Annotated in this window: 6 protein-coding genes; 1 reads left to right on the top strand and 5 read right to left on the bottom strand. The window is 73.4% G+C overall.

What is annotated here, in order from left to right:
* Nucleotides 1-13 precede the first annotated feature (13 nt).
* A complete protein-coding gene (locus ACZ4QV_RS01795; RefSeq protein WP_467762477.1) occupies nt 14-3,838 on the top strand; it encodes a multifunctional oxoglutarate decarboxylase/oxoglutarate dehydrogenase thiamine pyrophosphate-binding subunit/dihydrolipoyllysine-residue succinyltransferase subunit in 3,825 nt (1,274 codons plus the stop codon).
* A gap of 87 nt (nt 3,839-3,925) precedes the next feature.
* Here ACZ4QV_RS01795 and fxsT read toward each other — a convergent pair whose 3' ends face one another.
* The 5 genes from fxsT to ACZ4QV_RS01770 all read right to left on the bottom strand — a co-directional run bounded on the left by fxsT (nt 3,926) and on the right by ACZ4QV_RS01770 (nt 13,101).
* On the bottom strand, nt 3,926-6,931 hold the full coding sequence (gene fxsT / locus ACZ4QV_RS01790; protein ID WP_361591701.1) for an FxSxx-COOH system tetratricopeptide repeat protein: 3,006 nt from the start codon (nt 6,929-6,931) through the stop codon (nt 3,926-3,928).
* A 93-nt stretch (nt 6,932-7,024) separates the two neighbouring features.
* Nucleotides 7,025-8,311, bottom strand: a complete 1,287-nt coding sequence (locus ACZ4QV_RS01785; protein ID WP_467762476.1) for an FxsB family cyclophane-forming radical SAM/SPASM peptide maturase — start codon at nt 8,309-8,311, stop codon at nt 7,025-7,027.
* A gap of 101 nt (nt 8,312-8,412) precedes the next feature.
* On the bottom strand, nt 8,413-8,646 hold the full coding sequence (locus ACZ4QV_RS01780; RefSeq protein WP_361146632.1) for a YxD-tail cyclophane-containing RiPP peptide: 234 nt from the start codon (nt 8,644-8,646) through the stop codon (nt 8,413-8,415).
* 81 nt (nt 8,647-8,727) lie between these two features.
* Nucleotides 8,728-12,036: an SAV_2336 N-terminal domain-related protein gene (locus ACZ4QV_RS01775; RefSeq protein ID WP_361591698.1), complete on the bottom strand. Its 3,309-nt coding sequence runs from the start codon at nt 12,034-12,036 to the stop codon at nt 8,728-8,730.
* A gap of 6 nt (nt 12,037-12,042) precedes the next feature.
* The gene (locus tag ACZ4QV_RS01770; protein WP_361146636.1) at nt 12,043-13,101 is read right to left on the bottom strand and encodes an AAA family ATPase; all 1,059 of its coding nucleotides are present in this window, start codon (nt 13,099-13,101) and stop codon (nt 12,043-12,045) included.
* Nucleotides 13,102-13,129 lie beyond the last annotated feature (28 nt).

Below are 13,129 nucleotides of genomic sequence, written 5' to 3'. Positions count from 1 at the left end.
GGCGGTTGCCGCCGTGTCGCCACAGTCCCCCAACAGTTCGAGCACTTCGACTGACCAAGAGGGGCAGGGTAAGAACCCTGCTGCCGCGTTCGGTCCGAACGAGTGGCTCGTCGACGAGATCTACCAGCAGTACCTCCAGGACCCGAACTCGGTAGACCGAGCCTGGTGGGACTTCTTCGCCGACTACAAGCCGGGAGCGGGCGCCGCCGCGTCGGCCCCGGCGAGTGACGGCAGCCCCGCCACTCCCGCCGCCGGAACGGCCCAGGCCGCCCCCGCGACGCCGAGCACGCCGGCGGCCCCCGCCGCGCCACAGCCCGCCGCCGCGCAGCCCGCCGCTCCGGCCCGGCCTGCCGCGAGCGCCCCGGCGCCCGCCAAGGCCGCCCCGGCGAAGGCCGAACCCGCGAAGCCCGCTCAGCCCACCGCCAAGCCCGCTGCCAAGAAGGACGATGTGAAGCCCGACGAGGCGCCCGCAGGCCCGGAACTGGTCACCCTCCGTGGCCCCTCCGCCGCCGTGGCGAAGAACATGAACGCCTCTCTGGAGCTGCCCACGGCCACGTCCGTGCGCGCCGTCCCGGTGAAGCTGCTGTTCGACAACCGCATCGTCATCAACAACCACCTCAAGCGCGCCCGTGGCGGGAAGGTCTCCTTCACCCACCTCATCGGGTACGCGATGGTGCAGGCCCTCAAGGCCATGCCGTCGATGAACTACTCCTTCCAGGAGAAGGACGGCAAGCCGACCCTGGTCAAGCCCGAGCACGTCAACCTGGGCCTGGCCATCGACCTGGTGAAGCCCAACGGTGACCGCCAGCTCGTCGTCGCCGCCATCAAGAAGGCGGAGACGCTCAGCTTCTTCGAGTTCTGGCAGGCGTACGAGGACATCGTCCGCCGTGCCCGCAACAACAAGCTGACGATGGACGACTTCACCGGAGTCACCGCGTCGCTGACCAACCCGGGCGGCATCGGCACCGTCCACTCCGTGCCCCGCCTGATGCCCGGCCAGGGCCTCATCATCGGCGTCGGCGCGATGGACTACCCGGCCGAGTTCCAGGGCACCTCGCAGGACACCCTGAACAAGCTGGGCATCGCCAAGGTCATGACGCTGACCAGCACGTACGACCACCGCGTGATCCAGGGCGCCGCCTCCGGCGAGTTCCTGCGCATCATGAACCAGCTTCTGCTCGGCGAGAACGACTTCTTCGACGACATCTTCAAGTCGCTGCGCATCCCCTACGAGCCGGTGCGCTGGCTGCGCGACATCGACGTCAGCCACGACGACGACGTCACCAAGGCGGCCCGGGTCTTCGACCTGATCCACGCCTACCGGGTGCGCGGCCACGTCATGGCCGACACCGACCCGCTGGAGTACGAGCAGCGCAAGCACCCCGACCTCGACATCATCGAGCACGGGCTGACGCTGTGGGACCTGGAGCGCGAGTTCGCCGTCGGCGGCTTCGCCGGCAAGACCATGATGAAGCTGCGCGACATCCTGGGCGTGCTGCGCGACTCGTACTGCCGCACCACCGGCATCGAGTTCATGCACATCCAGGACCCCAAGCAGCGCAAGTGGATCCAGGACCGGGTCGAGCGCGGGCACTCCAAGCCGGAGCGCGAGGAGCAGCTGCGCATCCTGCGCCGGCTGAACTCCGCCGAGGCGTTCGAGACGTTCCTCCAGACGAAGTACGTCGGCCAGAAGCGGTTCTCCCTGGAGGGCGGCGAGTCCGTCATCCCGCTGCTGGACGCGGTCATCGACTCGGCCGCCGAGTCGCGCCTGGACGAGGTCGTCATCGGCATGGCCCACCGCGGCCGTCTGAACGTGCTCGCCAACATCGTCGGCAAGTCGTACGCGCAGATCTTCCGCGAGTTCGAGGGCAACCTCGACCCGAAGTCGATGCACGGCTCCGGCGACGTGAAGTACCACCTGGGCGCCGAGGGCACCTTCACCGGCCTGGACGGCGAGCAGATCAAGGTCTCGCTGGCCGCCAACCCCTCGCACCTCGAAGCGGTCGACCCGATCGTCGAGGGCATCGCCCGCGCCAAGCAGGACATCATCGGCAAGGGCGGCACGGACTTCACCGTTCTGCCGGTCCAGCTCCACGGCGACGCGGCCTTCGCGGGCCAGGGTGTGGTCGCCGAGACGCTGAACATGTCGCAGCTGCGCGGCTACCGCACCGGCGGCACGGTGCACATCGTCATCAACAACCAGGTCGGCTTCACCGCCGCGCCGGAGTCGGCCCGCTCCTCCATGTACGCCACGGACGTGGCCCGCATGATCGAGGCGCCGATCTTCCACGTGAACGGTGACGACCCGGAGGCCGTGGTGCGGGTCGCGCGGCTCGCCTTCGAGTTCCGCCAGGCGTTCAACAAGGACGTCGTCATCGACATGATCTGCTACCGGCGCCGCGGTCACAACGAGACCGACAACCCGGGCTTCACGCAGCCGCTGATGTACGACCTGATCGACAAGAAGCGCTCGGTGCGCAAGCTCTACACCGAGTCGCTGATCGGCCGCGGCGACATCACGCTGGAGGAGGCCGAGCAGGCCCTCCAGGACTTCCAGGGCCAATTGGAGAAGGTCTTCACGGAGGTCCGCGAGGCCACCACCGCCCCGGCCGCCCCCGAGGTGCCGGAGCCGCAGGCCGAGTTCCCGGTCGCCGTGGACACCGCGATCTCCCAGGAGGTCGTCAAGCGGATCGCCGAGTCCCAGGTCAACATCCCCGAGCGGGTCACCGTCCACCCGCGCCTGCTGCCGCAGTTGCAGCGCCGCGCGGCCCAGGTGGAGGACGACACCATCGACTGGGGTACGGGCGAGACCCTCGCCTTCGGCTCCCTGCTGATGGAGGGCACCCCGGTCCGCCTCTCGGGCCAGGACTCCCGCCGCGGCACCTTCGGCCAGCGCCACGCGGTGCTGGTGGACCGGGAGACCGGCGAGGACTACACCCCGCTGCTCTACCTGTCCGAGGACCAGGCGCGCTTCAACGTCTACGACTCGCTGCTGAGCGAGTACGCGGCGATGGGCTTCGAGTACGGCTACTCGCTCGCCCGTCCCGAGGCGCTGGTCATGTGGGAGGCGCAGTTCGGTGACTTCGTCAACGGCGCGCAGACCATCGTCGACGAGTTCATCTCCTCGGCGGAGCAGAAGTGGGGCCAGACCTCCGGCGTCACGCTGCTGCTGCCGCACGGCTACGAGGGCCAGGGCCCGGACCACTCCTCGGCCCGTATCGAGCGCTTCCTCCAGCTGTGCGCGCAGAACAACATGACCGTCGCCATGCCGACGCTCCCGTCGAACTACTTCCACCTGCTGCGCTGGCAGGTGCACAACCCGCACCACAAGCCGCTGGTCGTCTTCACCCCGAAGTCGATGCTGCGTCTGAAGGCCGCGGCGTCGAAGACGGCGGAGTTCACCACGGGCGGCTTCCGTCCGGTGATCTCGGACGACGCGGCGAAGGCCGCGGACGTCACCAAGGTCGTCTTCTGCTCCGGCAAGGTCTACTACGACCTGGAGGCGGAGCGGGTCAAGCGCGGCGCGTTCGACACGGCGCTGGTCCGTATCGAGCGGCTGTACCCGCTGCCCGGCAAGGAGCTCCAGGCGGAGATCGCCAAGTACCCGAACGCGGGCAAGTACCTGTGGGTGCAGGAGGAGCCGGCGAACCAGGGTGCGTGGCCGTTCCTGGGTCTGAACCTGATCGACCACCTCGACCTGTCCGTCGGCGCCGACGTGCCGCACGGTGAGCGGCTGCGCCGCATCTCGCGGCCGCACTCCTCGTCGCCGGCCGTGGGTTCCGCCAAGCGCCACCAGGCCGAGCAGGCCGCGCTGATCGCCGAGGCGTTCGACGCGTAACCCGTACGCACGGGTGTGACGGCCCGGGGCCCCGCCGCGAACGACCGACGTTCGCTGCGGGGCCCCGGGCCGTTCCGTGCGGCGGGATCAGACCGGCTGGGGTTCGAAGTCCCAGTACGGGCGGCGCCTGCGGCGGGCGGAGAGGGTGTGCGGGTGTTCGGCCCCCAGCGTCTCCCTGAGCTGCTGTACGGCCTGCTGCTCCAGCTTGGAGGCTTCCTGGCCGCGCCGCAGCGCCCGCAGGTCGTCGGCGAGCGCCGTCTTGGCGGAGAGCGTCAGCGGGTGGGTGTCGCCGAGCACCCGCTTGGCGCGCTCCAGGGTCTCCCGGCTGAGCTGTGCGGCGCTCTCCTCGTCGTCGACGCGGTTGCGGGCGCCGGCGGCGTTCAGGGCGCAGCCCAGCGTCCAGGGGTGGTCGGCGCCCACCGCCCGGGTCATGCCCCGGAGCGCCTCCTCAGCGATGGCCAGCGCGTTGTCCCGCTCGCCGAACTCCCAGCACACCAGTCCGGTGTTGCCGAGCGTGCCGACCGCGAACGGATGGGCCTCGCCGACCAGGGTGCGGTACCGCTCGGCGGCCTCCTCGCCCAGTTCCCTGGCCTTGCCGAGGTCGCCGTGCTCGCGCAGGAACGTGGCGTAGTTGGCCTGCATCATGAGCGTCTCCGGGTGCCGGGGGCCGTGCACCCGGCGGGAGCGCTCGACGACGTCGCCCATCAGGGCGTCGGCCTGGGTGACGGCGCCGGAGCGGCGCAGGCACAGCGCGAGGTTGTGCTCGGCGCGCAGGGTCAGCGGGGTGTGCTTGCCCATGATCTGCCGGTAGAGCCGTACGTTCAGCTCCTGGCGGGACAGTGCGTCGGTGTAGCGGCCGAGCAGGCGCAGCATCCGGGCGTAGGAGTAGGCGGCGCCGAGGGTGAGGTGGTGGCGGGCGCGCAGTTCGCGTTCCCAGACGAGCAGCACTTCGCCGAAGAGTTCGAGGGCGTCCTGGTAGCGGCCCAGGGCACTGAGCGCCGAGGCGAGGTTGCTGCGTGAGGAGAGGGTGAGCGGCGCCTCGGGCCCGAGGAGTTCCGTACGGCCCCGGACGACCGCCTCGAACATCTCCAGCGCCTGCCCGTAGGACCCCAGCGCCATCAGGGTGCCGGCGAGGCCGTCCTGGGCGCGCAGCAGCGCGCCGTCGCCCGGCTCCCGTTCGGCGGCCAGTTCCTCGACGATGGCGCTGCCGACCGCTTCGGCCTCGCGGTAGCGGCCCAGCCTGCGCAGCATGTTGGCGTGCTGGTGGGTGACGACGAGCATGGTGCGCTGGGTGGGGGCGATGCGGTTGCGCCAGCGGGAGAGGAACTGTTCGCACAGCCGCAGGCCGATGCGGTACTCGCCGCGGACCCGCAGGTACTCGACACAGTTCAGCAGCAGTTCCTGGACGGCGGTCTCCGGGCTGTCCAGGACACCGGCCGGCTCCAGGTGCGGGATGAGGGCGGCGTACTGCTCCCAGGTCCGGGTGTCGGAGGGGCTCTGCGGGTCGGCGGTGGCCAGCACCCGGCAGGCCGTGGCGGACATCGCGTCCCGCTCGTCCTCCGCCATGTCGCTGCGCAGGAAGCGGTGGTAGAGCCGGTGCATCTGCGCGATCTCCACGGCGGGGTCCGTGGTGGTCTGCGCGACCTGGTAGTCCAGGCGTACGGCGGTGGACTCGGTGAGCCGGCGCAGGGCGGTGTTCCAGGCGATGGGCTCGGCGGCGAGGTCGGCGAGGTATTCGGGCAGGTCGCCGCGGCGGGCGCGGGCGAGCATCGGCACCGGGATCGCGTCCGGTGCGAAGAACGCGAACAGTTTGAGCAGTTCGACGGCGGCGGGGCTGCGTTCGCGCAGCGTGTTCAGCGTTATGGCCCAACTGGTCTGGAAGGCCATCGGGTAGTCGGTGGAGATGCGGATGCCGACCAGGCTCGGCTCGCCGCGGCGGATCAGCTCGATGTACTCCTTGGGCGCCATCGGGTTGGCGTCCAGCCAGGCGGCGGTCTGGGCGAGCAGCAGCGGCAGGTCCTGCACGGCGTCGGCGAGCAGGTCGGCTTCCATGGTGGTCAGCCGGGGCGCGCGCCGCCGTGCGTAGGCGACGGACTCGATCCGGGCGAAGGGCAGCACCTCGATCTCCTGGGCGCTGCCGGAGCCGGACCAGTCGCGGGTGAGGGTGGTGATCAGGACGTGGCCGCGGCCGTCCGGCACCAGGTCCTCGATCTGCTCCATGTCGTCGGCGCTGTCGAAGATCAGCAGCCAGCGGCGGTACGGGCGGCCGACCCGCAGCGCCTCGTGGACGGCGCGGATGCGGTCGCCCAGTTCCTGGCCGACCGGCAGCCCGAGACGGGTGGCCAGCTCGGCGAGCTGTTCGCGGGCCGCGCCCCGGTTGGTGGCGCTGATCCACCACACGACGTCGTAGTCGTTGCCGAAGCGGTGGGCGTACTCGGCGGCGATCTGGCTCTTGCCGACGCCGGAGATGCCGTACAGGGCGATCCGGGTCTCCAGCGGCTGGCCGCTGCCGGGCACCGGGCCCGCCAGCTTGCCGTGCAGCTCCTCCAGCGCGGTGTCGCGGCCGGTGAAGCGGTTGTTGCGGCGGGGGATGTTCCAGATCTCGGGCGGGTCGTTGGGGAAGCGCGGCGCGTTGGCGGCGGGCTCGGCGGGGCGGCGGGCGCCGGCCGGGACGCCGAGGCGGTTCAGGACGCGGCGGTTGGCCTCGACGGCGTCCAGGTCGCGCAGGTCGGCGGGGCGCAGCACGGAGGCGGTGGCGGGCAGCCGCTGGGTGGCGACGCTGACGGCGGCGAACCGGTCGGCGTGGTCCGGTACGACCTCCTGGAGGGCGGTCGTCCACTCGTCGTGCGTCTTGGGGCCGAGTTTGAAGTACCAGTCGTCCAGCACCATCAGCAGGCGGCCCTCGGCCGCGAGCAGACCGGCCAGCTCCTCGGTGAGGGGGCTGTCGGCCGGGGGGTCCCAGCGCAGCATGGTGGTGCCGTGGCCGAGCTGTTCCAGCTGGTGCGAAATCCACGCCGCCCACGGCCGGTTGAAGCCCGCATAGCTGATGGTGATGTGCTCTGCGGAGCCGGTGTTACCGGACTGATCGACCATGCGACCGTCTCCTCGGTATGCGGTGGTTCGCGCGGGCGCGAGCTGGCTGTTCGGCACGATAGCCCAAGTATCGCCCCGCACGGCGACGCCACGTCAGGTCTTGTTCGCCGTACGCCAGTTGACGGACACGGCGGTCGGCGCGGGGACCGGTGGGGCCGGTCGGCCCGCACGGACCTCGGCGTCCAGCCGGGCGGCGATGTGCCGGATCACCCGTTCCAGGTCGGCGCAGTACACGGACGGGTTACGGAAGCCGCTGCCGCCGGCCCGGTAGCGGTGGGCGTAGTTGCCGCCGCCGCAGACCGCCATCAGCGCGCAGCCGCGGCACCGGTCGCACAGGCCGTCCGCACCCAGCCGCCGGGCGGTCATCCCGGGGTGGCGGAGCGCCTCGTCGAAGCTGTTGCGGAAGACGTCCAGGCCGGTGGCGGCGGCGCCCTCGTACGCCGATTTGAGGGAGTCGACCTGCTCGATGGCGCCGTCGGTGTCGACGATGAGCGCGACGACGGGTGACAGGCCGACCGCCTCGCTGGTGCTGGGGCGGCCCAGCAGCAGTCCGATGATCTCGGTGAAGAGGCGGACGCGGGGCGCCGGCTCCCGCTCGGCCCACCACAGGTCGAAGACGGTGCACAGCCAGTCGCCGTACGGGGTGGGGCCCGCCGGGCCGGGCGGCAGCGGCGGGCGGCTGGTCCAGTTGGCGTGCGGGAGGAGGAAGTCGAGCATCGGCGGGCCGAGTGCGCGCAGCGTGCCGTAGACCCGGGCGGGGTCGGAGGTGAGGTCGACGGTGCACAGGATGCCGGCGAAGACGCCGGGGCGGCCGGCCAGCAACCGGGCGGCGCGGGACGCCGCGGGCCAGGAGGGGCGGCCCGCGTGGTCGACGCGGCGGCGGTTGAGGCCGGGGGTACCGCCGTCCAGGCTGAGGCCGACACGGAAGCCCGCGCCGGCCAGGGTGTCGAGGGCCGCCGGGGTGAGGAGGGTGCCGTTGGTCTGTACGCCCAGGTGCGCGCGGCAGCCGGCGGGAAGCTCGGCGCGCAGCGCGGCCGCCTGGTCGAGGAGCGGCCCCGGGCCGGTGAGCAGGGGCTCGCCGCCGTGCAGGTCGATGCGTATCTCGTCCAGGCCGTGGGCGCGCACGTGTTCCGCTATGCGCCGGGCGGTCTGGCGTACGGTGCCGGGCGGGGCGTGCGGCGGGCGCTCGCGCCAGCTGCGGTCCGGGCTCGTGTAGATGTAGCAGTAGGTGCAGGCGAGGTTGCAGCGGCTGTGCGTCTTGAGGACGAACTGCCGGAAGGGGATCGCGGCCCGCTCAAGGCTCTGGCACACCACGACGCCGCCCCCCTGCCCGCGTCCGACATCCGGGCACCCCGGAGCCGGCCCGCTGTCGCCATACATGGCTCGGCCGCCGGGAGACATGCACAGGGCATCGACAACTGGCCGGATACGCGGCCTGGTTGTCCGGATACCGCTGCTCAGGCCCGGTCGGCGCACGCCTCTCAGCGGTCGTCTTCGGGGTCCCCCGGGCCGTCGTCGTAGTACGCCACCGCCCGCTCGGCGGGGACCCAGGTGCGCAGCAGGAGGGCCGTCACCTCCCCCAGCACCCGGTGGTCCGTCCCTGCGGCCACCGCGGCCACATCGACACCGCCGAAGTCCGGCAGTGGCTCGGCCGACGGGCCGGACGGCTCGGCCGGTGCGGCCGGGGCCGTACCGGTGACGGGGACTGTCGCCACGCTGTTCTCCTCTGGTCCGGGTGGACGGGTGTTTCCCGCGCGTCCGGGAACGGAAACACCCGGACCGGCCGGGTCAGCCGGTCATTCGGACGGGTCCAGGGCGTGCATCCGCTCCCTCGTGCGCCGGGCCTCGGGGCCGTTCTCCTCGGACGCGTGCTGCCACTGTTCCCAGCTCTCCCGGTACGCCACCAGGGCTGCCTGCGGTCCGGCCGTGTCCTCCAGCACCCCGGCCCGCCGGTGGTGGGCGCGCGCCGCCAGCAGGGGGCTGCCCGCGCGGTCGGCGTCGGCCGCGGCCCGGCGGTAGCAGGCGGCGGCGCGGTCGTGCCGCTCCCGGGAGCCGAAGCGCCGGTCGAGCGCGAGCTGGACGTCACCGACCTCCAGCCAGGCCTCGGCGGCGACGGCCGGGTCGGGCGAGCTGCGCGCGGCCAGCTCCAGGACCCAGTCGGCCTCGTGCAGGTCGGCCAGCGAGGGCTGCCGGTCGTGGCGCAGCCGCAGGGCACGGCCGAACAGCAGCCGGTGGGAGCCCAGTTCGGGGTCGTTCGGGGCGACCCGGCCGAGCGCTTCGCGCAGGACGTGCACCGCCTCGTTCGCCAGCCGTTTGCCCTGTTCGCCGGAGGACTCCAGCCGGGCGCGCAGCAGCAGGGCCGCGCCGCGCTCGGCCAGCAGGGAGCTGTGTTCGGGCGAGTCGGGGGTGGTCAGGCGCAGTGCGGCGGCCAGCGCCTCGATCGCCTTGTCCAGGGCGCCGGCGTCGCCGGTGCGGGTGTGCACGGCGCGGTGCGCGGCGGCCGTACGGCTCAGGCTCTCCGCCTCCAGGGCCGGGTCGCGCAGTTCGCGGGCGAGGGCGCGGGCCCGTGCGAGGACGGGCAGGACGGCGTCCGGCCCGGTGCCGGCGCCGAGCAGCGAGCGGGCCTGGGCCAGCTCCAGCAGCGTCTCGCAGACCTTGCGGTCGGCGGTGCCGCCCTTGCGCCGCAGCAGGACCGTGGCGGTGTCCAGGTCGGCGGTGGCGCGCAGGGCGAGCGCACCGGTGTACGCCTCGGTGCCGGTGTCCGTGCCGGCGGCGCGGCGCGCCTGGTCCAGCAGGACACCGCCGCGGGCGGCGTAGATCTCGCCGGGCACCTGTTCGCCGCTGGGCCACTGTTCGAGGAGGGTGGTCAGGGCGTGCTCGGCCTCGTCGAGCGGGTCGCCGGGGCGCCCGGCGGCTCCGGTGGCCGGGGGCAGCGCGGCCAGCCGCCGCAGCACTTCGGTACGCAGCACCATGCTCTCCAATACGCGGGGGTCCAGCAGGCCCATCAGCCCGCAGGCGGCGTCCAGGTGGCGCGCGGCGTCCTCCAGCGCGCTCCGTTCACCGTCCGGGTACCCCGCGGCGCCGCGTTCCTGCGCGCCGGCGTAGCGCACCCGGGCGAGCACGATCAGGGCTCTGACGCGTGCGTCGCCGTCCCCGTCCGGCGTCCGTGCCGGGTCGTCGCCGCCGACGGCTTCCGCCGCCGCCCGGACCGACCGTTCCGCCTCTTCCAGGGCGTCCGGCTGCCGCCACTCCGCCCAGCCGTGCAGCAGCGCGCGGGCGAGGTCGGTGCCCGCGGCGGGCAGTTGCCGGGTCGCGGCGCGCAGCAGGCGCACCGCTTCGATCAAGTCGCGTACCGTGCCGCCCTGTTCGTAGCGGTCCAGCAGCGCGGCGCCCTCGGCGGCGGGCCCGTCGGGCGCGTACGGCGGCGGGACGGGCGTCCTGAGGGCCGGTTCGAACCGGCGCAGGACCCGTTCGGAGATCCGCGCGAACGGCTCGGGCACGGCACGCTGCCCGGTGGTCGGCTCCCGGCCGCTGCCGGAGAGCATGGCGACCGCCACGGCCGGGAAGTTCCGGGCACTGCGGCCGAACGTGCGCTCGATGTACAGGGAGCAGTGCTTGAGGACGAGGGCCGCCTCACCGGCGCTCAGGCGGCTCAGCAGCTCGTCCCGTACGCCGGGTGCGAACTCGTACCAGGGGCCGCCGGCCGCGCCGTCACGGGCGGACCCGCCCGGCGGGTCGGGCAGCTGCTCGACCAGGCCGCTGAGCAGCACCTCCGCCAGTTCGGCGGGGCCGGTCTGGGGCAGCATGGCGCGCTGGACGAGCTGGATGACGGGCAGGGCGAGCGGTACGGCCGACAGGTGCACGGCCAGGTGCCGGGCGTCCGGGGAGGCGATCTGCTCGAAGTCGCTCACCAGGCGGCCGGGTTCGGGTCGTTCGGCGCGGTGGGCGAGGTCCGTACCGAGGCCGTGGTCGCAGCGGACGACGGCGGCGGCGCCGCGCAGCGAGAGGCCCGACTCGGCCGCGGCCAGCCGGGCCCAGGAGCCGAGGGCGGCGGGCGCGGCCGACAGGACCGGCACGGCGCGCTCGCGTACGTCGCCCTGCGGGTGCCCGCTCGGGGTCGGGGCGCGGCGGCGGCGCCGGGCGGGCCGGAAGCCGAGGGCGCTGTACGGGCCCTGGCGCCGCACGAGGGTGCCCGCGACGGCCGGGAGCAGGGTGCGGGCCCACATCCGCTGCGGCAGCGGCTGCACCACGGCGAGCGGCGCGTCGGCCGCCCAGCGGTACAGCAGCCGCTGGATGCGTCCGTCGCGCCACAGCGGGCCCGCGCAGTCGCTGACGACGAGGGTGAGGTGGTGGCCCGTGGGGTCGTGCAGTTGGTCGGCGGGGCGCAGCGGGGCGTCCCGGCCGGGGCCGGCGGCGACGCCGACCTCGTCGCCGTGCGGGTGGAGGTAGTGCACCGTGACGTCGCGGAAGGCGCCGACCCGTTCGCAGACCTGCCGCAGGTCGTGCAGCATCTGCTCCCACACGGCCATGGAGGAGGAGCCGTCCATCAGCAGCCGCAGGCTCGCCGCGCGGCGGCGGACGCCGCGCAGCACCGGGATGATCAGTTCGGCGTGTGCGGAGAGGTCGGCGGTGGCATCCTCGTCCAGCTCCTGGCGGGCCGGGGCGACCGGTGGGTGGTAGCGCTGGACCGGCCGCAGGGCGCGCTGCAGCGGCAGCAGTCCGGGGAAGGCGGAGGCGACGGGAATGCCGACCTCGCCCAGCCGCCCCTGGCCGGGGCCGAGGGCACGGTCGTCCTGCGCGGGCAGCAGGTCCACCTCCGGGCGGCGGGGGCGGTCGCGCGCGGCGGGCTCCGTACGGGGCGGCGTGTCGCGGGCCGGCTCGCGGCTGCGGGGGTCCACGGAGAATGTGGCTGGTTTTGGCCTCTGCGTGGCGGCCGGAACGGTCCCGTCGGCGGGTTCCTCGTCGCCCCCGGAGGGCGCGGGGGTGATCCACCGGGCCAGCCAGAGCGCGTCCGCCATGGAGCGGGCGTCGGCGGGCAGCCCGGCCGCGCGCAGCCGCGCGACGATCTCACCGAGAGGGCCGAAGCCCGGTCCGCCGGCCGGCACCGCGGGTCACCTGGTCCGATCCAGGGGCCGCAGCAGTTCGGCCGTCAGGCGCCGCCGCGTCTCCTCCTCGTCCTCGTCCGCCCAGCCGGCCTTCTGCGTCAGGTGGATGGCGTTGAGCAGCTGGTCGACGGCGCGCACGTCGCCGGGCTCGCGGTCCAGGAAGCGGTCGATCAGCGACGCGTAGTCGGCGGCCGCGCTCTCGCCGAAGTGCGCCCGGACCATGTCGGCGAGCCGTTCCCGGTCCGGCGTGGGGATGTTCAGATGGATGCAGCGGCGCAGCAGGGGGGCCGGGAAGTCCCGTTCCCCGTTGCTGGTCAGGACGATGAACGGGAAGGCGCGACAGCGCACCCGGCCGTCGCGGACGGTGACCTGGCCGCCGTCGTCGCTGAGCACCGGCACCTCGGGGGCGGATCCGGCCAGCCGTTCCAGCTCCGGAATCCTGAACTCCCCTTCCTCCAGGACGTTGAGCAGGTCGTTCGGCAGGTCGATGTCGCTCTTGTCCAGCTCGTCGACGAGCAGGACGCGGGGCTTCTCGGCGGGCAGCAGGGCCGTGCCGAGCGGGCCGAGGCGGATGTAGCGGCCGATGCCGCCGCCCGGCTCGTCCGGTGTGCGCGGGCGTCCCTCGGCCGGGCCGGGGCCGGGCTGCGGCTGGGCGGCGCGGGCGATCTGGAGGTCCTGGAGGCGGCCGATGGCGTCGTACTCGTACAGCCCGTCGCGCAGCGAACTGCGGCTGACGATGGACCAGTTCAGCACCCGGCCCAGGCCCAGCTCGTAGGCGACCGAATGCGCGAGGGTGGACTTGCCGCTGCCCGGGGCGCCGGTGACCAGCAGCGGACGGCGCAGGTAGAGCGCGGCGTTGACCAGCTCGCGCTCGGTCTCGCCCGGCCGGTGGTAGCTGGCCTCGCGGCGCTGCACGCCGAGCCTGCGCTCGGAGGCGTGGTCGAGGGCGGCGGGCGGCGCCACCGGCGGGCCGCCGTCGAAATCCCGCCAGGGAGGGGGCGGTGGTAACTGCTCGATGCCGTCGTGCGGAGCCCCCGCGCCACGGTAGATGAGCCAGTCGCTCACGTCGGAACTCCTCGTCGCCGGCCGGCCA

The organism is Streptomyces sp. NPDC026394 (assembly GCF_055567735.1).
This window is presented reverse-complemented; position numbering and strand designations above follow the sequence as displayed.

Bases quoted from the DNA above. Each gene is read 5' to 3' on its own strand.
- fxsT (WP_361591701.1), bottom strand. From the start codon at position 6,931: ATGGTCGATCAGTCCGGTAACACCGGCTCCGCAGAGCACATCACCATC.
- ACZ4QV_RS01785 (WP_467762476.1), bottom strand. From the start codon at position 8,311: ATGTATGGCGACAGCGGGCCGGCTCCGGGGTGCCCGGATGTCGGACGC.